19 protein-coding genes are annotated in these 20,088 nt (G+C 57.8%); 15 read left to right on the top strand and 4 right to left on the bottom strand.

What is annotated here, in order from left to right:
- Nucleotides 1–90: 90 nt before the first annotated feature.
- Nucleotides 91–360: a 30S ribosomal protein S15 gene (gene rpsO / locus AC2FGC_RS11430; protein WP_039543122.1), complete on the top strand. Its 270-nt coding sequence runs from the start codon at nucleotides 91–93 to the stop codon at nucleotides 358–360.
- Nucleotides 361–419: 59 nt separating this feature from the next.
- Nucleotides 420–1,010 (top strand): VOC family protein, encoded by a 591-nt coding sequence (locus AC2FGC_RS11425; RefSeq protein WP_496726356.1) that lies wholly within the window; start codon nucleotides 420–422, stop codon nucleotides 1,008–1,010.
- Nucleotides 1,011–1,055: 45 nt separating this feature from the next.
- Here the strand turns inward: AC2FGC_RS11425 and AC2FGC_RS11420 are convergent, their stop codons facing one another.
- Nucleotides 1,056–2,024, bottom strand: a complete 969-nt coding sequence (locus AC2FGC_RS11420) for a LysR family transcriptional regulator (protein WP_496782361.1) — start codon at nucleotides 2,022–2,024, stop codon at nucleotides 1,056–1,058.
- 80 nt (nucleotides 2,025–2,104) lie between these two features.
- On the opposite strand from AC2FGC_RS11420, the gene AC2FGC_RS11415 reads away from it, so the two are divergent.
- Genes AC2FGC_RS11415 through AC2FGC_RS11400 form a run of 4 tightly spaced genes read left to right on the top strand, consistent with a single transcriptional unit; the run spans nucleotide 2,105 to nucleotide 9,697 of the window.
- Nucleotides 2,105–3,634 (top strand): trimethylamine methyltransferase family protein, encoded by a 1,530-nt coding sequence (locus AC2FGC_RS11415; RefSeq protein WP_496726358.1) that lies wholly within the window; start codon nucleotides 2,105–2,107, stop codon nucleotides 3,632–3,634.
- Nucleotides 3,634–6,000, top strand: a complete 2,367-nt coding sequence (locus tag AC2FGC_RS11410; protein WP_496782360.1) for a GcvT family protein — start codon at nucleotides 3,634–3,636, stop codon at nucleotides 5,998–6,000. The genes AC2FGC_RS11415 and AC2FGC_RS11410 overlap by 1 nt, the downstream gene beginning before the upstream one ends.
- On the top strand, nucleotides 5,997–8,375 hold the full coding sequence (locus tag AC2FGC_RS11405) for a GcvT family protein (RefSeq protein WP_496782358.1): 2,379 nt from the start codon (nucleotides 5,997–5,999) through the stop codon (nucleotides 8,373–8,375). The genes AC2FGC_RS11410 and AC2FGC_RS11405 overlap by 4 nt, the downstream gene beginning before the upstream one ends.
- Entirely contained in the window at nucleotides 8,372–9,697 is a 1,326-nt protein-coding gene (locus tag AC2FGC_RS11400) for an aspartate aminotransferase family protein (RefSeq protein WP_496726361.1), read from the top strand. Before AC2FGC_RS11405 ends, AC2FGC_RS11400 begins: the two co-directional genes overlap by 4 nt.
- Before the next feature lie 123 nt (nucleotides 9,698–9,820).
- Here AC2FGC_RS11400 and AC2FGC_RS11395 read toward each other — a convergent pair whose 3' ends face one another.
- Complete coding sequence (locus AC2FGC_RS11395; RefSeq protein WP_058277077.1) at nucleotides 9,821–11,422, bottom strand: BCCT family transporter; 1,602 nt, start codon at nucleotides 11,420–11,422, stop codon at nucleotides 9,821–9,823.
- A 319-nt stretch (nucleotides 11,423–11,741) separates the two neighbouring features.
- On the opposite strand from AC2FGC_RS11395, the gene AC2FGC_RS11390 reads away from it, so the two are divergent.
- The 5 genes from AC2FGC_RS11390 (at nucleotide 11,742) to AC2FGC_RS11370 (ending at nucleotide 15,962) form a co-directional block, all read left to right on the top strand.
- Nucleotides 11,742–12,068, top strand: a complete 327-nt coding sequence (locus AC2FGC_RS11390; RefSeq protein ID WP_496782356.1) for an ArsR/SmtB family transcription factor — start codon at nucleotides 11,742–11,744, stop codon at nucleotides 12,066–12,068.
- Nucleotides 12,049–12,471 carry an SRPBCC family protein gene (locus tag AC2FGC_RS11385; protein ID WP_496726363.1) on the top strand — a complete coding sequence of 141 codons (423 nt, stop codon included), beginning with the start codon at nucleotides 12,049–12,051 and terminating at the stop codon, nucleotides 12,469–12,471. Before AC2FGC_RS11390 ends, AC2FGC_RS11385 begins: the two co-directional genes overlap by 20 nt.
- Nucleotides 12,468–12,836, top strand: coding sequence for a DUF1761 family protein (locus AC2FGC_RS11380; protein ID WP_496726364.1), 369 nt, complete (start codon nucleotides 12,468–12,470; stop codon nucleotides 12,834–12,836). The genes AC2FGC_RS11385 and AC2FGC_RS11380 overlap by 4 nt, the downstream gene beginning before the upstream one ends.
- 231 nt (nucleotides 12,837–13,067) lie before the next feature.
- Nucleotides 13,068–15,218, top strand: a complete 2,151-nt coding sequence (gene pnp, locus AC2FGC_RS11375) for a polyribonucleotide nucleotidyltransferase (protein ID WP_496782353.1) — start codon at nucleotides 13,068–13,070, stop codon at nucleotides 15,216–15,218.
- Between the two features lie 258 nt (nucleotides 15,219–15,476).
- Nucleotides 15,477–15,962: a PACE efflux transporter gene (locus AC2FGC_RS11370; protein ID WP_496726366.1), complete on the top strand. Its 486-nt coding sequence runs from the start codon at nucleotides 15,477–15,479 to the stop codon at nucleotides 15,960–15,962.
- A gap of 30 nt (nucleotides 15,963–15,992) precedes the next feature.
- Here the strand turns inward: AC2FGC_RS11370 and AC2FGC_RS11365 are convergent, their stop codons facing one another.
- Nucleotides 15,993–16,628 carry a DUF1326 domain-containing protein gene (locus tag AC2FGC_RS11365; protein WP_496726367.1) on the bottom strand — a complete coding sequence of 212 codons (636 nt, stop codon included), beginning with the start codon at nucleotides 16,626–16,628 and terminating at the stop codon, nucleotides 15,993–15,995.
- Between the two features lie 235 nt (nucleotides 16,629–16,863).
- On the opposite strand from AC2FGC_RS11365, the gene AC2FGC_RS11360 reads away from it, so the two are divergent.
- The 4 genes from AC2FGC_RS11360 to AC2FGC_RS11345 all read left to right on the top strand — a co-directional run bounded on the left by AC2FGC_RS11360 (nucleotide 16,864) and on the right by AC2FGC_RS11345 (nucleotide 19,314).
- Nucleotides 16,864–17,136 carry a PepSY domain-containing protein gene (locus AC2FGC_RS11360; RefSeq protein WP_496726368.1) on the top strand — a complete coding sequence of 91 codons (273 nt, stop codon included), beginning with the start codon at nucleotides 16,864–16,866 and terminating at the stop codon, nucleotides 17,134–17,136.
- Nucleotides 17,137–17,159: 23 nt separating this feature from the next.
- Complete coding sequence (locus tag AC2FGC_RS11355; protein ID WP_109313601.1) at nucleotides 17,160–17,681, top strand: helix-turn-helix transcriptional regulator; 522 nt, start codon at nucleotides 17,160–17,162, stop codon at nucleotides 17,679–17,681.
- 150 nt (nucleotides 17,682–17,831) lie between these two features.
- Nucleotides 17,832–18,521, top strand: a complete 690-nt coding sequence (locus AC2FGC_RS11350; RefSeq protein WP_496726369.1) for an outer membrane protein — start codon at nucleotides 17,832–17,834, stop codon at nucleotides 18,519–18,521.
- Between the two features lie 58 nt (nucleotides 18,522–18,579).
- Nucleotides 18,580–19,314, top strand: a complete 735-nt coding sequence (locus AC2FGC_RS11345; RefSeq protein WP_496739560.1) for a glycosyltransferase family 25 protein — start codon at nucleotides 18,580–18,582, stop codon at nucleotides 19,312–19,314.
- Nucleotides 19,315–19,370: 56 nt separating this feature from the next.
- On the opposite strand, the gene AC2FGC_RS11340 is transcribed toward AC2FGC_RS11345, so the two are convergent.
- Nucleotides 19,371–20,021, bottom strand: a complete 651-nt coding sequence (locus AC2FGC_RS11340; protein WP_058274981.1) for a peroxiredoxin — start codon at nucleotides 20,019–20,021, stop codon at nucleotides 19,371–19,373.
- Nucleotides 20,022–20,088 lie beyond the last annotated feature (67 nt).

The raw sequence follows: 20,088 nt of genomic DNA, 5'->3' as shown, positions 1-20,088 counted from the left end.
CATCGGAATCAGTGCGGTTTTCTCCATGGGCCTGTGCTGGACGACATCCCGGCCTGCGCCATCAACTCTAACCTTTTAAAGGAGACCCCGATGTCGATTACTGCCGCTGAAAAAGCACGCGTCATGAAAGAATTCGGCACCAAGGACGGCGACACCGGTTCGCCAGAAGTCCAGGTTGCCATCCTGACCTCGCGCATCACCACCCTGACCGAGCACTTCAAGACCCACAAAAAAGACAACCACGGTCGTCGCGGTCTGCTGAAAATGGTCGCCCAGCGCCGTAAGCTGCTGGACTACCTGAAGGGCAAAGAAGAAGCGCGCTATCAGGATCTGATCAAAAAGCTGGGCATCCGCCGCTAATACCGGTTTCTGCCGCTTTTGGATTTTAGACGCCCGCCCTAATTGGCGGGCGTTTTTTGTTGGATCAGGGAACGCGCGCTCAAAGTAGCGGTATGGTGGGGCTCAATCCGGCTTGCAGTTCACTAACTCTGTCGGCACTATCCCGGGACCTGATCAACAGCTGCGCAATACATCAGTCCCCCAAGCACACATCCAGTGTGTTACGACAAGTAAAATGGAACCAAATGAAGCTGGAATTTCATCATATTAACCTGGTGGCAGACGACGTTGACCGCCTACACGACTTTTATACAAACGTCTTGGGTTTGGGTGATATTCCGCAGCAGAATTTCCCGCGCTCTGAAGCAACCGAAGACGCCGGTTATGACGGCCAGATCCGCTTTGCAACGGACGGCAACATGCAGATGCATCTGGCAGAACGGGACTTTGACGTCGCTTTTAAAAATGATCAGGTCATCAATCCAGTGAGCCGCGGACACATCGCGTTCCGAACGGATGACCTTGCCGCGGTCCTGAGGATACTTGATGAAAACGCGGTTCCTTATTCGGACTATGGCACAGCCTTTTCGAAAGAGTGGCACCAAGTGTTCTTTCGCGACCCCGAAGGCAATGTTGTCGAAGTTCACCAACAGGTAGCGACTTTGGGCTGAACCTGAGCCCGAAGTTCCCCGCGCTGTTAAGCTTGTGACGGCGCGCTAGACCATATCGTACTCTACGCTTTTTGCTCCGATGTCGCCCATGTGGCCGGTGATGCGCTGCACCAATTTCTGCCTGGACATATCTGCAAGCGCCTCCGGAAAGCTCTGAAGCTCTTCCTTTCTGGCGACAATTGTCAAAGTGCGCGAAAGGCCCGAGACCGGAAGATCTTTCAACTGCAGGCTCATATTCTCAACCAGACCATCGATCAGCAGTGTTGGCGTCAAAAGGCTGAACCCCTGACCTGCAGAAACACAGGACGTAACCATGCTGGAGCGGTCCGCCTGGATGACCTTGTCGGGCTCAAACCGCAATCGGCGCAGATGCTGCGCAATCTGGCGGCCCGCGTTGGTTGTATCTCCGAACCGCACCAGAGGAAGCCGCGTTTGGATCGCCTCTAGGCTGTCTGTCGGGCCGTCATATGCTTCGGGAAGAACCAGAAGGTATCTTTCGGTCAGAACGTGATGACGCTCCAAGCCATCCATATCCAGAAACGGATTTGATGTGATCGCGAGGTCCGCTTGTTTCGTCCGCAGCAGGTGTTCATGGTTGCCGCTTTGGCCAGCATGCAGGGTAATATCTTCGACATTGAACTCACGCTGCGCGAAATCGACCAAAGAGGGCGTCAGCGTCGTGGCGATCGAGGCTTGAATGCCGACCCGCAGCAGCGTCAGGGATTTCTGGCCAACGTGGCGCAGTTCCGTTTCCATGTCGGAAAGTGCATCTAGAATTTTCTGCGCTCTTCCATGCAAACGCGCACCCGCATAGGTCAGCCGCGCCGGACGCGTACTGCGGTCCAAAAGCACAGTGCCGAATGCCTTTTCCAGCGCTGTGACGTGCTGGGACGCTGCTGGCTGCGACAGATTCAGAAGTTTTGCGCCCGCCCGCATCTGACCCGTTTCCGCAACGGCGACGAAGACCTCAAGTGAACGCATCAGACTTGGTGAGAGTTTACGATGATCCAGCATTGCTCATCCTTAGTATAAATAATTTTTATACTGTTGGAATTTTCTTGGTTTACGTCAAGCACTCGGTCAACGCTTTGGCCATGACACGTTCGCGCTCATCTCGACGCCGCAGGGCCGCTGGACCTCGCACTCTTCCCGAGGCGCGCGCGCCGTTTATTCTGCGCAAGCTTTCGACCTTCAATGTCCTCAGCGAGGCAGGGTTGGAACAGATCGAGGCCAATGCGGATACCATCCTTGCCGAAACCGGGATGGAGTTTCAGGACGACCCAGAGATTCTAGGCATTTTTGCCGATGCAGGCTGTGACGTAGATGGCTCGCGTGTGCGGTTCACGCCGGGGTTCTGCCGCAAAACGATCATGGCAACAGCGCCGGCTCAGTTCGTTCAACATGCCCGAAACCCGGCCAACAACGTTCAGCTGGGCGGCGATGCCAGCGTGCTATGTCCGGCTTGGGGTCCGCCCTTTGTGCACGATCTGGACCGCGGGCGGCGCTATGCCTCGCATCAGGATTTCGTTGATCTGGTCAAGCTGCATCACAGCCTGCCCTGGTTGCATCATTCGGGCGGCGTGGTTTGCGAGCCGGTGGATTTACCGGCCAATAAACGCCATCTCGACATGCTTTATGGTCATATTCGCCATTCTGACCGCGCCTTTATGGGGGCCTTTATCGGGGCCGAACGCGCGGGCCACGCAATCGACATGGCACGGATTGTGTTCGGTGATGATTTCGTGGCGGAAAACGCCGCCCTGTATTGTGTCTCGAATACAAACGCGCCGTTGGTGATGGACAGTCACATGTCGGGCGCGCTGAAAACCTATGCCCGGGCCGGGCAACCGGTCGCTTGCACCCCTTGGGTTCTGACCGGGGCCATGTCGCCGTCTACCGTTGCCGGGACGTTGGCTCAGGTGTTGGCCGAGACCATGGCAGCGATGACGTTGACCCAACTGATAAACCCCGGGGCACCCTGCATGATGGGCAGTTTTGCCTCAACCATGTCGATGAAATCCGGGGCACCGACCTTTGGCACGCCCGAGGCCGGGTTGATGGTATTAGCTGCCGGTCAGCTTGCCCGCAGGCTGGGGGTGCCGCTGCACACGGTTGGCACGCTCAGCGCCTCAAAAGTTCCGGACGGCCAAAGCCAGCAAGAGGCCGCATGGGGGTTGATGATGTCGATGTTCGCGGGCGCCAATCTGATCAACCACGCCACTGGATGGCTTGAAGGCGGCTTGGTGACTTCGTTCGAAAAGACAATCCTGGATCATGATCTGTGCGGCAAGATCGGTCGGTTCTTCGATGGCATCGACATGAGCGAGAATGCCCAGGCAATGGAAGCTATTGCGTCGACCGGTCCGGGACAGCATTTCCTCGGTTCCGAGCATACGCAGGCCAATTTCATGTCTGCGCTGTTTCGTCCCTGGACCCCGGACGACAATTCATTCGAGCAATGGCACGCGGCTGGAGAGTTGGACGCCGCGACACGCGCCAATGCAATCTGGAAGGAACGGCTGGACGCTTACGAAGACCCCGGTCTCGATCCCGACATCGACGCCGCGCTGCAGGACTACATCGCGCAGCGCAAGGCCGAGAAACCTGATCAGGATTACTTTTGATGAGCCGCATTTTGATCATCGGTGGTGGCGCCATCGGCCTTAGCCTAGCCTACCATCTGGCCAAGCGCGGTTCGAGTGACGTCACGGTTCTGGAACGCAATCAGCTGACCTCGGGCACGTCCTGGCATGCGGCTGGAATTGTCGGCCCACTACGCGCGACGCCAAATATGACCCAATTGGCCATGGCGGCACTTAAGGTTTTCCCCGCCCTTGAGGCCGAGACCGGCATGTCCACAGGATATCGCCGCACGTCCGGTTATTGGCTGGCACGCGACCCCGCCCGCCTGGATGAGCTTCGCAGGATTTCTGATCTGGGCCAGACTCAGGGTCTGACGCCGCGAGTGATCGCCGCCTCGGACGTGCCTCTGCCACAGCTCGATCTGAACAACCATGTGGGCGCGCTTTATGTGCCCGAAGATGCCAATGTGAACCCGGTCGATCTGTGCATGGCCTATGCCAAGGGCGCACGGGATCGCAGGGTGACGATACGCGAGAACACCAGTGTTCAGTCACTGCGTAAAAAGGGTGGGCGCATCACCGGCGTTACTCTTGCTGATGGAACCGAATTGGACGCCGATCAGGTCGTTCTGGCCACCGGTGCCTGGTCCCGCGAACTGGCTGCAAATGTTGGCGTAACGCTGCCCTTGCAGGCGGTCGAGCACATGTATGTGGTCACCGAACCCATCCCCGACCTGCCGAACCCATTTCCAGTGATCCGGGATCTGGATCGAGGCATCTACATCAAGGGCGACGCGGGCAAACTGGTCATTGGTGGCTTTGAACCCAATGCGAAATGTTGGGATGCCTACGGCCCCGAAGGAGACCGACCTTTCCTTGAACTGGCTGAAGACTGGCACCAGTTCGCCCCTTTCATGGAGGCGGCGTTAGAGCTTTGCCCCAGCCTTGAAAGGGTCGGCATCCAGCATTTCATGAACGGCCCCGAGAGTTTCACGGCCGACACGAGACCCCTTGTAGGCGAAACATCGGTCAATGGTCTGTTTGTCGCTGCGGGAATGAACTCGGTCGGGGTCATGTCCTCGGCGGGGATTGGACGGGCGCTGGCAGATTGGATGGTCGACGGCCACCCCTCGATGGATATGTGGGAGGTCGATGTCGCCCGGGCCGACCCCGCCACAGCCAGCACCGAACACATGGCCGACCGAATGGAAGAGGCGGTTGCTGATCTTTTTGCCCTTCACTGGCCATATAAACAGCCCAAATCAGGCAGAGGTCTGCGCACCACCGCGCTGCACGATTGCTGGGCTAAGGCCGGGGCGCATTTCGGCCTGACTGCCGGTTGGGAACGCGGAATATACTATGGTCCGGCGCAGGACTATTCGGTGGCGGATCAGCGGTGGTGGCCGCTGGCCAGAGCCGAAGCGGCGGTCATGGATGAGGGCACCGTGTTGATTGATCTGAGCCCTTTTACCAAGCTCGACATCACCGGACCGGATGCTCTGGGTTCATTGAACCGCCTGACGACCGCGCAGATGGACGTGCCCATTGGTCGGGCTGTCTATACGCAGATACTCAACGCGCGCGGTGGGATCGAAATGGATGTGACCATCACGCGGTTGGGTCGGGATGCGTTTCATCTGACTTCAGGCGCTGCCACGCGGATGCGCGATCTGATGTTCCTGCGCAGGCATTTGAAGGGCGATGTGTCTGTCAGGGATGTGACCGAAGCATTCTGCACAATCGGTGTAATGGGAGGTGGCAGCCGGACGCTGCTACAGGGTCTTGGCAGCCTACCAGAAATGGCATTTGGCTATACCGCCACCGCCGAAATGGCAGGCATTACTTGCCGCGGCACGCGCGTTAGTTTTGTCGGAGAATTGGGCTGGGAACTAACCGTACCCAACGCGCAGGCCCCTCAGCTGTTCGACACCCTCCACAAGGCAGACGCGCGCCCGCTGGGTCACTATGCGGTGGATGCCTGCCGGTTGGAGAAGGGTTTCAAACACTGGGGGCATGAACTTGGCCCCAAGATCACTCCGCTGGAAGCCGGCCTGGGGTTCACCATCGACTGGGACAAGGAGTTTCAGGGCAAAGCGGCGCTGGAACAGCAAAAGTCCAACGGCTTGCAACAGCGCCTGATCCTTCTGCAGGTTCACGGCAATGCCCTGATGCTGCATGACGAACCGGTGTTCGAGCATGGCACCCATGTGGGGCTGACAACCTCGGGCGGGCGCGGGCCGCGTACGGGGCTGAACCTGTGTTTTGCCATGGTCGCGGTCCAACCGGGCGAGACGTTGGCCCAGACATGCGATCGAAAATTCACGGTTCGGGTCGCCGGGCAGGACTATCCCGCGCAGCCCTTGCGACGCCCACCCTTTGATCCCTCAGGCGAAAGGATGCGCGCATGATCAAGGCGCAGGTTACTATCATCGGCGGCGGGGCCATGGGCGTGTCGCTGATGTATCATCTGGTCAAGGCTGGCTGGTCCGATGTTCTGCTGGTCGAGAAAAACGACCTGACCCACGGATCGACCTGGCATGCGGCGGGACTGTGTACTCATTTCGCGCATAATCCCACCATTCAGGAATTGCGTGCTGCCTCTGTTCGGCTTTACCGCGATATACTTCCGCAGGAAACAGGACGCGATTGCGGCTTTCACCGCTTGGGTGCGATGCGGATCACACGCAACCCCGACCGAATGGACGAGTTCCGCCATGTGGCCGGTCTGTCCGAATTCACCGGTTACCCGCTGGAGGTGCTGACGCCCGAGCGCATCGCCGAGCTGTTCCCTCTGGCCAAACTGGATGGGCTGATCGGGGGGATCTATGAACCCGATGACGGCCATGTAGACCCTACGCTGGCAACCCACGCGATGGCCGAGGTTGCCCGGCGGGGCGGGGCGCGGATCATGCGCAACTGCGCGGTCACCGCGATTGAGCGTCAGCAGGACCATTGGCGGATCGAGACCGCGAAAGAGATCATCGAAACCACCCACGTAGTCAACGCTGCAGGCACCTGGGGTTGGGAAATCGGGCATATGATGGGCCTCAACATCCCGTCTGTTCCGGTGCTGCACCAATATCTGGTGACGGACACGGTGGAGGCCGTGTCATCTCGGATCAAAGAGGGATTGCCAGAGCTGCCGATCATCCGCGACCCCGAAGAAAGCTGGTATGTGCGGCAGGAACGCGATGGGCTGATCCTTGGGCCGTATGAAAAAGACGCCAAGGTCTGGTCGGTCGATGGTGTGCCACCGGAGTTTGGCGCGGATCTGATGCCGCCGGATCTGGACAGTGTGGAACATATCATCATGGCCGCGATGGATCGGATTCCGGCGCTGGAAACCGGTGGTGTAAAATCGGTGATTAACGGCCCGATCACGTTCACGCCCGACGCCAATCCGCTGATCGGGCCTGCGCATGGGCTTCAAAACGCGTGGCTTTTGACCGGCTCGTCGATGGGCGTCATGGAAGGCGGCGGCGCGGGCTGGTTCCTTGCGCATTGGATGACCCACGGCGCGCCGCCGATGGATGCGCTGGCCGTGGACTCGCGCCGCTTTGGGTCCTGGGCTGATCGTGATTATCGCGTGGCCAAGGCCGTCGAGTGCTTCGGCCTGCAATTCGGCGTGCACTATCCGCACGAAGAACGCCCCGCCGGGCGCGGTCTGCGCCTGTCTCCACTGCATGACCTAATGGTCGAACGCGGCGCGGTGATGGGTGCGGCCTATGGGTGGGAACGTCCAAACTGGTTCTCGGACACACCCGGAGCAGTCGCCGACGAAACCTTCCGTCGCGCCAATTGGTTCGAACCCGTGGCGCAAGAGGTCGAGGCCGCGCACAACCGCGTCGCCATGGGCGACCTGTCGGTGTTTTCGAAATTCGACGTCACCGGCCCCGATATCGCGGCCTTCCTACAAGCATTGGGCGCAAACCGCGCCATCCAGCCGGGCCGGATCGGCCTGACCCATGCGCTGACACCCAAAGGCGGCGTATTGTCAGAGTTCACCGTCACACGCTTGGCCGAGGATCACGCCTATCTGACCAGCGCCGCCGCGGCCGAGCAGATCGACCAGGATCTTCTGACACAGGTTGCCAAAGGCTTTGACGTCACCGTTCGAAACGTGTCTGAGGATCTGGCAGTTATCGGCGTCATGGGACCCAAATCCGCCGATGTGTTGCCCGAGTTGAACCATATGCCCTGGCTCACCGCGCAAGAGACCCATGTAGGCGGGATTTCCCTGCGCGCTCTGCGGGTGTCTTATCTGGGCGAATGTGGCTGGGAATTGCATGTGGCCAAAGAAAATGCCGTGCAGCTTTTCACGACGCTGGAAGAGGTCGCCAAACCGCTTGGTCTTGGGTTCTATGGGGCCTATGCAGCAAACTCCATGCGCCTTGAAAAAGGGTATCGCGGTTGGGGCAGTGACCTGACGACCGAACGCAGCCCGCTTGAGGCCGGTCTGACCCCGTTTGTCCGCAAGGACCTGCGCCACGGACTGGGCCGAGACAACACGTGGGATATGGTGCTGCTTGAGGTCGAGGCCGGTGAGATTGACCCGTTCTACTCCCACACGATCTGGAAAGACGATCTGCCCGTTGGGATCGCCACCTCGGGTGCCTATGGCCACCGGACCGGAAAAGTTCTGGCCCTGGCCTATCTGCGCGACCAGACCGCGCGAGACGGGCTGACCATCTCAATACTGGGCCAGCATCGTGCGGCAACCATCCTGCCAAAGGCTCCCTTTGACCCCGAAAACTCACGCTTGAAAACCGGAGGTTCCGAATGACCGACCACGCCCTTCACACCGACTGGGACTTTTCGAACACCGCCGCGCGACGGGACCAGTACTATGCTGCCTCACTAACGCGGTTCACACCGTTTCGCGAACCTATCGTTTTCAAGAAAGGTCAGGGACAATACCTTTGGGATACGGATGGTCGGAAATACACCGATCTGCTGGGCATGAATGTCTGTATCTCGGTCGGGCACTCGCACCCGCGCGTGGTGGCGGCGGCAGCAGCACAGGCGCAGGAACTGACCCACTGCACGACAATGTTCTACCACCCGACACCAGCACATCTGGCCGAAGAACTGGCCGCGACGATGCCCAAAGGACATGACTGGGTGGTGCATCTGACCAACTCCGGATCCGAAGCGGTTGATCTGGCGATGACCATGGCGCGCACTTACACAGGCAATCTGGATTTACTTGCGCTGCGCACCGCATATCACGGGCCAACGGCTGCGGCGCAGTCGATTACCGGTATCTCGGGCTGGCGTCACCCGGGCATGCCCGGCAACGTGGCCTTTGTGCCGGAACCCAATCAATACCGCGGCATCTTTGGGCCGGGCACGCAGCCCTATCTGGATGAGATCGATCGCACCATCGCCACAGCCACATCCGGCAATGTGGCGGGCATCTTTGTCGAAAGCGTGCAGGGCTATGGTGGCATCATCGAAATGCCGCCCGGTTATATGTCCGGCGCAGCCAAACGCGTGCGCGCGGAAGGAGGTCTTTATATCGCGGACGAGGTGCAGTCGGGCTTTGGCCGCACTGGCGAAAACTTCTGGGGGTTCGAAGCGGACGGCGTCGTACCCGACATCGTCGTCATGGCAAAAGGTCTTGGAAATGGCTTCCCGATCGGGGCGGTTGTGGCCAAGAAACATATTGCGGAACCGATGGCGGAAAGGTTCATGTTCCACACCTATGGGGCCAACCCGACCTCGGCTGCCGCAGCCCGTGCGGTTCTTGCTGTCATGCGGGACGAAGGGTTGCAGGAAAACGCCCGCGTTGTAGGGGCCGCCTTGCTGGAAAGGCTGCATGGCTTGAAAGACAAGTATCAGGTCATCGGCGATGTTCGCGGGAAAGGCCTTATGCTTGCGCTGGAATTCGTGAAAGACCGGGATAGCAAAACGCCGGACAAGGACATGACCACAGAAGTTTTCGAAGCCTGCCGCGCACAAGGAATTATCCTGTCAAAGTCCGGCCCGTTTCAACAATGCCTACGGATGGTGCCACCGCTGTGTTTGTCGTTGGACGACGTGGATCAGGTGGCGAACAGTCTTGATCAAGCGCTCGAAACTGCTGTGAGTGTCGCAGAAGTTTAAGCTTCAGGGCCTCTAGCCTGTGCCTTGCTTTTTCTCCGCGAAGTTTCCGGGCGTTTTCGGTTGTCCGGCGGCAAAAGAACGCCCGCCAAAAGGCGGGCGTCCAGAATGTATCGGATCAAGGCCCTACATCTTAGCTTTTTCTGATTTCAGCGCCAGCCACAAGCAGTAGCACATGATCAGAACCACCAAGGTGAACGGGATACCTGTCGAAACCGCAGCACCTTGCAGTGCAGAGAGGCCCCCGCCAAGCAACAGCGCAATGGCGACCAGACCTTCCAAAGTGCACCAGAACACCCGCTGAACCACCGGTGCGTCCATCTTGCCACCCGCAGTAATCGTGTCGATCACCAGCGAACCGGAATCCGACGAGGTGACAAAGAACACCACGATCAGGACCAGGGCGATTGGCGCAACAATACTGTAAAGCGGCAGCTCCTTGAGGAATCCGAACAGGGCACCTTCAGGGGCGTAGCTGTCGATCACTGTGGCACGCACACCTTCGGCTCCACCTGCGTTCAACATGTCGATGGCGGCACCGCCAAAGGTCGACATCCACAAGGCACAAACAGCCGTTGGTGCGAGCAGGGCGCAAAGGATGAACTCGCGCACTGTGCGACCTTTTGAGATGCGGGCGATGAACATGCCCACAAAAGGCGACCATGCGATCCACCAGGCCCAATAGAAGGTCGTCCAGCCGTGGAAGTAACTGGTGTCTTCGCGTCCGAACGGGTTCGACAGCGCCGGCAGGTGGTACACATAATCCACCATCACGTTGAAATACCGTGCGATGGCCGTGCCGACGCCAGTAACAACAATCACGAAGATAAACAGGCCGACGGCCATGATCATGTTGATTTCACTCAACCGTTTGACGCCAGCATCCATCCCCATCAGGACCGAACCCAACGCAATCAACGTGATACCGATGATCAGCAGGACTGTGACGGTTGGGCTGGGTTCGATGCCGAACACCTCATTCAGGCCCGCCGCAACCTGCTGCGCACCAAGACCCAACGAGGTGGTCAGGCCAAAGAGCGTCGCAAACACAGCCAAGGTATCGATGATGTGGCCCCACCAACCCCAGACGCGTTCGCCCAGGATCGGGTAGAAGGCCGACCGCAGGGTTAAGGGCAGATCAAGGTTATAGGCAAAGATGGCCAGGCTTAGACCAACAGCGGCGTAGACCGCCCAGCCTTCCAGCCCCCAGTGATGGATTGTACCGACGACTCCAGCATATTCATTGCCCGGAACGGCGATGTCGATGCCCAGTGGCACCGCGTTGCCGTCTTCGGCAAAATTGTAATAGACGGGCTCCATCACTCCAAAGAACAACAGCCCGATGCCGATACCAGCCGCGAACATCATCGCAATCCACCCGGCATAGGAATAGTCGGGCTTTGCGTCCTTGCCACCGATCCGCACCTTGCCAACCGGCAGCACGATCAGAACAAGACAGAACAATGTGATTGCGTCGACCGACAGGACCAGGAACCAGTCAAACGTGCTGGTGAGCCATGGTCTTAGCCAGCCAAACAGTGCCGCGGTACCCTCTTGGTTGGCCAAAGCGATCAGAACGAACGCAAAGATCAGGATGCTCGAGATCAAAAAGACCGGGTTGTGGATGTCCAGACCGAATGGCCGGACGTTGTCTTGCCCAAGCTCGTATTCGGTCTCGAAGTCGTAAATCCGGGGGTCCGGATCCAGCATTTTCTTGGTTTGTGCCATTCGTCTGCCCTTCTGTTCGCTAAGTGCAAACGCCAAGGTATTCGACCAGCGGACGGAAACGAGATTTTGTCCCTTGGCGCTTCTCCGTCAATTCGACCGCGGGCTTCGTGATAACAGCTTACACTGACGACATAATTTCACCAAACGCATTCCCGTTAGTGAATTTATCTAACTTGATAAACGACTTTGGACGGCACCGGGATCATTGGTCCCAACTTCTGGCCAAGGGGCTTTATCCGTGTTATTCACCCAAATGGTTGACTGAAGCAGAAGAAGGGTGTAATTCATCCATATGGTTGAACGAGAGAGTCGCTCTGATTTGAGCGCGATATTGAAGGCCGCGTCCGACCCAACCCGCCGTGCGATCCTGACGATGCTTGCGCAGCAGGGACCCTTGCGGGTGACGGACATCGCGCGGCAATTCGATATGAGCCTCAATTCGGTATCCAAGCACATCAAGGTGTTGGAAAACGCCGAATTGGTGCGGCGCCGGACGGAATGGCGCGAGCATTTGATCGAGGTTCAAATGGATCCCTTGTCAGCCGTGGATGAATGGTTTGCCGGTTTGCGTTCGATCTGGGCGCTTCGGCTCGACGCTTTGGAAACTGCTTTGGAGGACCCAGAAGATGACGGATCTGTCACTTGAAATTACACGCGCAATCCCGCACCCACCCGAAAAGGTGTTCGACGCCTGGCTGAACCCGGATATGCTGGCCAAATTCATGCTGCCGGGGCCGGGTATGACGGTGCCAGAGGCGCATTCCGATGCAAAGGTCGGTGGACGGTTCAAGATCATCATGCGTGCACCCGAAGCGGGTGACCTGCCACATGAGGGCGAATACAAGGTCATCGACCGCCCGAACCGGCTTCAATTTACTTGGAACTCTCCGTACAGTCAGGATGATTCCACCGTGACGCTGAATTTCACGCCAACCGATGCAGGGACCGAATTGCGACTGCATCACGTCCGATTCCCATCACAGGAAAGCCGCGACAATCATGAGGGCGGATGGACTGCGATCCTTGCAGCGCTGGAGACAGCGCTATGATCAACTGGCTGGCCCTTGCAGCGGGGGTGATCGCGGCCTTTCTGCTGGGATGGCTGGTCTATGGACCGGTCGGATTCCAGAAACGCTGGGCCGAAGGAACGCGGATCGATCCGACACCGCCGGAATCGCCGCCATTGCCTCAGATGGCCGCTCAGATCGTGTTCCTGATCTTGCTGGCCACCGTGATCGCGCTCACCGAAACCACCAACAGCCTGGGCGTCGCCCTTCTGGCCATCCTTGCAGTGGCGGCGCAGACGGCCTCGGTCGGGGCCTGGGCGCAAAAAAGCGTGTTCGCGATCATGGTCGACACTGGCTATGCTCTGGGATGCGGCGTGGTGATGATCCTCGCGCACGCACTCTTTTGAACGGCTCTGGCCCGGTCCAAAATGGATCGGGCGTAGGCTGCGCAGTCCTTCACCGGCCCTGCGCGGTTCCCCTTTCCTTCTACACCAATCTCATGTATGCGCGCGGTATCTGAGACGTTGTGCCCTGATCCCGGCACTCAGACGAAAGCTAAAATGGGATCGGCGGCAATGGGGCCGCCATGCAAACGGGAGACCCGCAGGGGCGGGAGTGCTCCCATCTAGGATACGCATATGTTTGATGTAACGAAAAAATCTATGCAGTGGGGCGAAGAGACGCTCACACTGGAAACCGGCAAGGTTGCCCGTCAGGCCGACGGCAGCGTGATCGCGACACTGGGCGAAACCAGCGTCATGGCGAACGTGACCTTTGCACGGCAGCAAAAACCGGGTCAGGACTTTTTCCCTCTGACCGTCCACTATCAGGAAAAATACTATGCCGCCGGTAAGGTTCCGGGTGGCTTCTTCAAGCGCGAGGCACGCCCGACCGAAAAAGAGACGCTGACTGCGCGTCTGATCGACCGTCCGATCCGCCCGCTGTTCGTTGACGGCTTCAAAAACGAAGTTCTGGTGATGTGCACCGTGCTGTCCCACGATCTGGTCAACGACCCCGACATGGTTGCGATGATCGCTGCCTCGGCTGCGCTGACTATTTCCGGCGCGCCGTTCATGGGTCCGATCGCCGGTGCCCGCGTTGGTTTTGAGGACGGTGAATACATTCTGAACCCGACCGTCGATGACATGCAGGACCTGCGCCTGAACCCTGAACAGCGCCTGGACCTGGTTGTTGCCGGCACCAAAGACGCCGTAATGATGGTTGAATCGGAAGCGTACGAGCTGTCCGAGGCCGAAATGCTGGGTGCGGTCAAATTCGCACATGAACAGATTCAGCCGGTCATCGACCTGATCATCTCGCTGGCCGAAGACGCCGCGAAAGAGCCGTTCGACTTCCAGGCGCCCGACTACTCGGAGCTGTCCGCCGCAGTCAAAGCTGCTGGGGAAGAGCAAATGCGCGCCGCTTTCGCGATCACCGACAAGCAAGAGCGCACCACCGCTGTTGCCGCTGCGCGTGAAGCGATCAAAGCAGCGCTGACCGAAGAGCAGCTGGAAGACGGCAACCTCGGTTCGGCTATGAAAAAGCTGGAAGCTGGCATTCTGCGCGGTGACGTCGTCAAAGGCGGCAAGCGGATCGACGGTCGTTCGACCACCGATATCCGCTCGATCGTTGCAGAAACCTCGATGCTGCCGCGGACACATGGTTCCGCCCTGTTCACCCGCGGTGAAACGCAGGCGCTGGCCGTAACCACGCTGGGCACTGGCGACGATGAGCAGTTCATCGACGCGCTGCATGGCAACTTCAAATCGAACTTCCTGCTGCACTACAACTTCCCTCCGTATTCGGTTGGTGAAGTTGGCCGCGTTGGTGGTCCGGGCCGTCGTGAGATCGGCCACGGCAAGCTGGCATGGCGCGCCCTGCAGGCGGTTCTGCCGGCGGCGACCGACTTCCCCTACACGATCCGTATCGTGTCGGAGATCACTGAATCCAACGGATCGTCCTCGATGGCGTCGGTCTGCGGCGGCTCGCTGTCGATGATGGATGCGGGCGTTCCGCTGAAAGCACCGGTTGCCGGTGTGGCCATGGGCCTGATCCTGGAAGATGACGGCGAATACGCCATCCTGTCCGACATTCTGGGTGACGAAGATCACTTGGGCGACATGGACTTCAAAGTGGCAGGTACCGAAAACGGCATCACCTCGCTGCAGATGGACATCAAGGTCGCGGGCATCACGCCCGAGATCATGGAGAAAGCCCTGGCACAAGCCAAGGACGGCCGGATGCACATCCTGGGTGAGATGGGCAAAGCCCTGTCCGAGACCAACGATTTCTCGGTCCACGCCCCGCGCATCGAGACCATGAACATTCCAACCGACAAGATCCGTGAAGTGATCGGCTCGGGCGGTAAGGTCATCCGCGAAATCGTCGAAGTGTCCGGCGCTAAGGTCGACATCAACGACGATGGTGTGATCAAGATCGCCTCGCCCGATGGTGAATCGATCAAGAAGGCGTATGAGATGATCCACTCGATCGTCGCCGAGCCGGAAGAAGGCCAAGTTTACACCGGTAAGGTCGTGAAGATCGTCGACTTCGGTGCCTTCGTGAACTTCTTTGGCAAGCGCGACGGTCTGGTCCACGTATCCCAGATCGAAAACCGCCGCCTGAACCATCCGTCGGATGTTCTGAAGGAAGGTCAGGAAGTAAAGGTCAAGCTGCTGGGCTTTGACGACCGCGGCAAGGTCCGCCTGTCGATGAAAGTCGTCGATCAGGAAACCGGCGAAGAGATCGTGCCCGAGAAGAAAGAAAAGAAAGAGGAAAGCGCAGAGTAATCTGTTCTTCTTTCAATTGATCAAGGCCCCGGTGGAAACGCCGGGGCCTTTTTTCGTTTCGAGCTATGACCGCCCAGCCAAGGACGGATCGGTCAATTATTGCCATAAATATCTGAATGTGTGCGAGTTCACAGTCAGATGTATTTCTTCATGAAAGGTTACGCTAGGGAAGCAATCCATCCCTTAAGACCACCCGTATTTCAGCAGCCGGGCAATCCGCTCGGCCGAACGGTGATCCTGTGTTTTGAAAGGCGTGACATGACCCTGAGGACCTTCAAGGAACGCGTCATCCAGACCGGCAGCTTCGAGCTGATCGGGATCGCTTTTGTCTCACCCGTATACGCTTATTTGACCGGCGCATCGATGGTGCACGGGTTCGCTATGATCGCCATGCTATCGATTGTGATCATGATCTGGTGCCCGATCTTCAATACTATATTCGATCTGATTGAGCGGGGCAAAACGGCTCGGTTGGCCTGCAAACGCCCCCAATCGGTGCGCGTTCTTCATGCCACATTGCATGAGGTTACGGCAGTCATGATCACCTGCCCACTTTTGATGATGGTTGGTGGGCATTCTCTGGGATCAGCGCTTGCGCTCAATGTCGGTCTGACACTGACTTATACGGTTTACACCTACCTGTTCCACATCATCTATGATCGCGTGCGGCCGATTAAGCCAAGCTTGGAAAAGAACGAAGCTGGCCAAAGCGAACATCTGACTGGTGAAGCCGCTGCAGCCTGATCCTTGCTGACAAGTCAAATACCCAGAACGTCAGTGCGCCACGCCAGACGGCCCGTGTTTCATCACATGCCACTGCCCATAACTGTCGTTCAAATCCAGTTTGATCGCCGCATCTGCCTTGGTCGATGCACTGCCAATCTCGGCCAGGGTGAATTCTATACCACCGGGAATGTCGATCCGTACACGATGCGGGCCACCACCATGTGGGGCCTCGATGGGACGGCCGGTTGAGCTCAGCACCTCACCGATTGAGACTTTGGCGGTGCGCCCATCCATGTCCATCTCAAAATCAATCGGCACATACAGGGTCTCGTGAACGGTGTCGCACATCGTGCGGAATACATGCCAGTGGGTTGCCATTTCCTCGGTCTCTTCACCGTGAAAGACTTTTTCCAATGCGACCCGTTGCGCTTCCGAGGCGCTTGGGTCGATGATCACCTGCATCTGGCCGCCGCCCTCAAAGATCGGGCCGGGCCAGGCGTAGATCAGCGCAGCTTTTGTGCCAGCAAGGTCGGTGTCGCCAAAATGCCCTTTGGAAACCTCAAGCACCTCAAAGCCGCGGCAATTTCCATGGGTTGGTAATTCTTCGAACTGGCAAGGGCAGGCATAGCCGCAATTGCAGTTCCCGAATGCTTCGCCTTCAACGTACCAATCTGTGAATTCCATCGTCTTCTCCTGTTTTACACAGTCTGAACGCCCGACGCCGTGTTTAAATGCCTGTAGATTTCCCCCGCATAACCCTAGCACAATTCGGGCAAATGCAGAACCAGGCGACCTGAATCCGCATTTTCCGGGATAAACCTTGGTCCAATTCCCTGCGTTTCAACCAAAAGCCAATCGCAGCGCACTCGGCTTGCCCCCAGTTCCATCCCGTCACCGAGACACAAAAAGGAGATGTAAAATGGAAACCTTGAAACTGCTGACACTGACCGGATTGATTGCAACAGCGCCGGTTCTTGCACTGGCCAATGTCGGACTGGGCGACAAATTGGGCACCAGTGAGGCCGATATCCGCACGACCCTAGAGGCGCAGGGATACCAGATTGAAGAGATCGAATTCGAAGACGGTGAGATCGAGGTTGAACTCATCAAAGATGGTGTAGAAACTGAACTTGTCGTGTCCGAGACCGACGGCGTGGTAACTGCCATCGAACTCGAACAGGACGATGACTGACCCGACGAACCCTCAGGAGCCTCATGAAGCTTTCACAAACGTCATTGCTTTGGCTCCTTCTGGTGGTGCAGGCCGTCTGCGCCGCCTTTTTCGTGACCGACGCGATGTTGGACTGGACCGGTGGGGAAAGCGCGGGCTTTCGCCACCTGCATAGTTTCGAACTGGTTCTGGCGCTGGCATTGATCGGCGGACTTGCCGCAACGATTGCACTGATCAGGTCCCAGAACAGGCGTGTGCGCGACATGCAGCGACAGCTGAGTGTCGCGCAGGGCGCGTTTGCTCAACTCATTGCCTCTCAATTCACTGAGTGGAACCTGAGTGATGCTGAGCGCGACGTTGCCCTGTTGTCTATCAAGGGTCTGTCAATTGCGGACATCGCGACATTGCGGCAAACCAAAGAAGGCACGGTCAAAGCGCAATGCGCAGCGGTGTATCGCAAGGCAGGAGTTACGGGACGCGTGCAATTGCTGAGCTACTTCATCGATGAGCTGCTTTCCGAACCTTTGCTGACAAACAGTTCCGAAAGGTCGAATTCGACCACATAGACCGTGAACCAAAGTGTTAGCTCGGTGCTGATCTTATTCACTCACATCTGCCCAATATCCTGTGAATTGAAGTGAAGGGCTGTTGCCTTTCATTCCTGCCTCTACTGCCCACATGTGCGCCATAACAAATGTGGAACAAAGGACATGGTCATGGTTACGCGTCTTCTTCTCGCCTCGACAGCTTTGACGATCAGCGCGTCCGCGCTGGCCGCGCAGAGCCTGTCGGATGATCTCTATCTTCAGGGCTTTGCCGGGTACAGCCAGCTGCAGGACAGCGACTTTAGCGGCACAATCAATGGATCGTCGCAGTCGGTGGATACCGATTTCGATGGCGGCTATGGGCTGGGCATCGCGGTCGGCAAAGAGATCCCGCAGTGGTCGAACGATCAGTTTGGCGCCCGGATCGAGCTGGAGCTGTCCTACCGCGACAACGACGTGGATGGCGTCAATTTTTCAGGCAACGGACCCGGCGCAGAAGGCAACATTTCGGGTGACGTGTCGCAGACATCGCTGTTCGCCAATGTGCTGGTCGATTTCAAACAGGCAGGGGCCTTCACGCCCTATGTCGGTCTGGGTCTGGGTGCCACCTATTCTGATCTGGACTTTGTCTACGGGCCGGGCGTTGAACTTAACGACACCGACACCACCTTTGCTGCGCAAATTATTGCCGGTGTAGCCTATGAGATCAGCCCAAATACATCTCTGACCCTGGACACCCGATATGCCCGCGCATTCGACGTATCCTCGGCACGTTTGGCACCAAACGGTGCGTCTACGGGTACGGTCGAGGATGATATCGACGCCTTCAGCGTCAATGTCGGACTGCGTTACGGTTTCTGATGGATCACGGGGAAGTGTTTCTTTCGGGTTTCTCTTCCCCCTTTCGTTATCGTGTTCTATGCACTGTGGCATGAGGACTTTTGTCATCCATATGACAGCAAGCACAGCGCGGCGACCCAATGCCGAAAGGCTGTGTGCCAGTCTGCCCGATGCGGAACTGTTCGAGGCCGTCAATGGGAAGGACCCCGCTCAAATCGCGGATGTACAATTGTTTCCGGGCGATTTGTATCGCCCCAGATACCCTTTTCCGCTACGCCCTGCGGAGATCGGAATTTTCGCGAGCCATCGGCGAATCTGGCGCAAGCTCGTTGATGAAAAGATCGACCGCGCTATCATTACCGAGGATGATTTGCGCATAGATCCGTGTCGTATGGCCTATGCGTTAGAGATGCTGGATCCGCTTGCAACCCCGGATCACTATATCCGAATTCCCGTGAAACAACGCGAGGATGCGGCACGAACGCTTATAAAGCAAAATGGATTGCGCCTGATCCTGCCAAAAGTCATTGGCTTGCAATGCGTCTGCCAGGTGGTCGGGCGCCGTGCGGCTGAGCGGTTGCTTGCCGTAACCGACCAGATTGACCGACCGGTCGACACGTTCCTGCAAATGCACTGGGTGACTGGGCAGCCGATCCTTTCCTTGCAAGGAAGCGGCAATCAGGAAGTCGCACAAGAAATCGGCGGTTCGACCATACAGGCAAGCCCGCCGCTGGCCGACAAGCTAACGCGTGAGTTCAAACGCGCTGCCTACCGTCGGAAACTGTATCAGCACCCTCAACGATACGCAGCTTAGTCACCCTTGAAGGCGGATTGGAATCGGGCAGAACTTATCGCCCTGCCCGAGCTACTTTAGCTGGGCGCTTTGGTTTTACGCAGATACGGAAAGATGGTTTCAAACTCACCGAACTTTTCTTTTGCCTCATCATTCGACACGGCCGGCGGGATGATCACGTCTTCGCCCGGCACCCAGTTCGCGGGGGTGGCCACGCCCTTGGCACTCATCTGCAGACCATCCAGCGCGCGCAGGATTTCGGCAAAATTTCGGCCCACGGTCATCGGGTAGGTCATCGACAGTTTCAACTGTTTGTCAGGGCCGATAATAAAGACCGAACGCACGGTTGCACTGTCGGCAGGGGTGCGGCCATCGGGCAGGTACGCCTCGGCTGGCAGCATGTCGAATGCCTTGGACACGGCCAGGCCGTCGTCGGCGATGATCGGAAAGCCGGGGTTGGCGTTGCCATACGCCTCGATGTCCTTCTTCCACTTCTTGTGGTCCTCGACACCATCGACTGAGACGCCCATCACCTTGGTATTGCGGGCTGCCCATTCGTCGTTCAGCTGTGCAACGGCCGAGAACTCGGTAGTGCAGACCGGCGTGAAATCCTTGGGGTGTGAGAACAGGATCGCCCAGCTGTCACCGATCCAGTCATGGAACTGAACAGTGCCCTGATCCGTCTCTGCAGTGAAATTCGGAACGGTGTCATTGATGCGCAAACCCATGGGGCATCTCCTTTTTTGTGAAACAAACCGAGTCGGTTGCTGGAAACCTAATAGCTCTGCGCCATTG

The organism is Ruegeria sp. CDSC054, assembly GCF_059610645.1.
This window is presented reverse-complemented; position numbering and strand designations above follow the sequence as displayed.

Coding starts and splice junctions, on each gene's coding strand:
- rpsO (WP_039543122.1), top strand. CDS start 91: ATGTCGATTACTGCCGCTGAAAAAGCACGCGTCATGAAAGAATTCGGC.
- AC2FGC_RS11420 (WP_496782361.1), bottom strand. CDS start 2,024: ATGCTGGATCATCGTAAACTCTCACCAAGTCTGATGCGTTCACTTGAG.
- AC2FGC_RS11415 (WP_496726358.1), top strand. CDS start 2,105: ATGACACGTTCGCGCTCATCTCGACGCCGCAGGGCCGCTGGACCTCGC.
- AC2FGC_RS11410 (WP_496782360.1), top strand. CDS start 3,634: ATGAGCCGCATTTTGATCATCGGTGGTGGCGCCATCGGCCTTAGCCTA.
- AC2FGC_RS11405 (WP_496782358.1), top strand. CDS start 5,997: ATGATCAAGGCGCAGGTTACTATCATCGGCGGCGGGGCCATGGGCGTG.
- AC2FGC_RS11400 (WP_496726361.1), top strand. CDS start 8,372: ATGACCGACCACGCCCTTCACACCGACTGGGACTTTTCGAACACCGCC.
- AC2FGC_RS11395 (WP_058277077.1), bottom strand. CDS start 11,422: ATGGCACAAACCAAGAAAATGCTGGATCCGGACCCCCGGATTTACGAC.
- AC2FGC_RS11385 (WP_496726363.1), top strand. CDS start 12,049: ATGACGGATCTGTCACTTGAAATTACACGCGCAATCCCGCACCCACCC.
- AC2FGC_RS11380 (WP_496726364.1), top strand. CDS start 12,468: ATGATCAACTGGCTGGCCCTTGCAGCGGGGGTGATCGCGGCCTTTCTG.
- pnp (WP_496782353.1), top strand. CDS start 13,068: ATGTTTGATGTAACGAAAAAATCTATGCAGTGGGGCGAAGAGACGCTC.
- AC2FGC_RS11370 (WP_496726366.1), top strand. CDS start 15,477: ATGACCCTGAGGACCTTCAAGGAACGCGTCATCCAGACCGGCAGCTTC.
- AC2FGC_RS11365 (WP_496726367.1), bottom strand. CDS start 16,628: ATGGAATTCACAGATTGGTACGTTGAAGGCGAAGCATTCGGGAACTGC.
- AC2FGC_RS11360 (WP_496726368.1), top strand. CDS start 16,864: ATGGAAACCTTGAAACTGCTGACACTGACCGGATTGATTGCAACAGCG.
- AC2FGC_RS11355 (WP_109313601.1), top strand. CDS start 17,160: ATGAAGCTTTCACAAACGTCATTGCTTTGGCTCCTTCTGGTGGTGCAG.
- AC2FGC_RS11350 (WP_496726369.1), top strand. CDS start 17,832: ATGGTTACGCGTCTTCTTCTCGCCTCGACAGCTTTGACGATCAGCGCG.
- AC2FGC_RS11345 (WP_496739560.1), top strand. CDS start 18,580: ATGCACTGTGGCATGAGGACTTTTGTCATCCATATGACAGCAAGCACA.
- AC2FGC_RS11340 (WP_058274981.1), bottom strand. CDS start 20,021: ATGGGTTTGCGCATCAATGACACCGTTCCGAATTTCACTGCAGAGACG.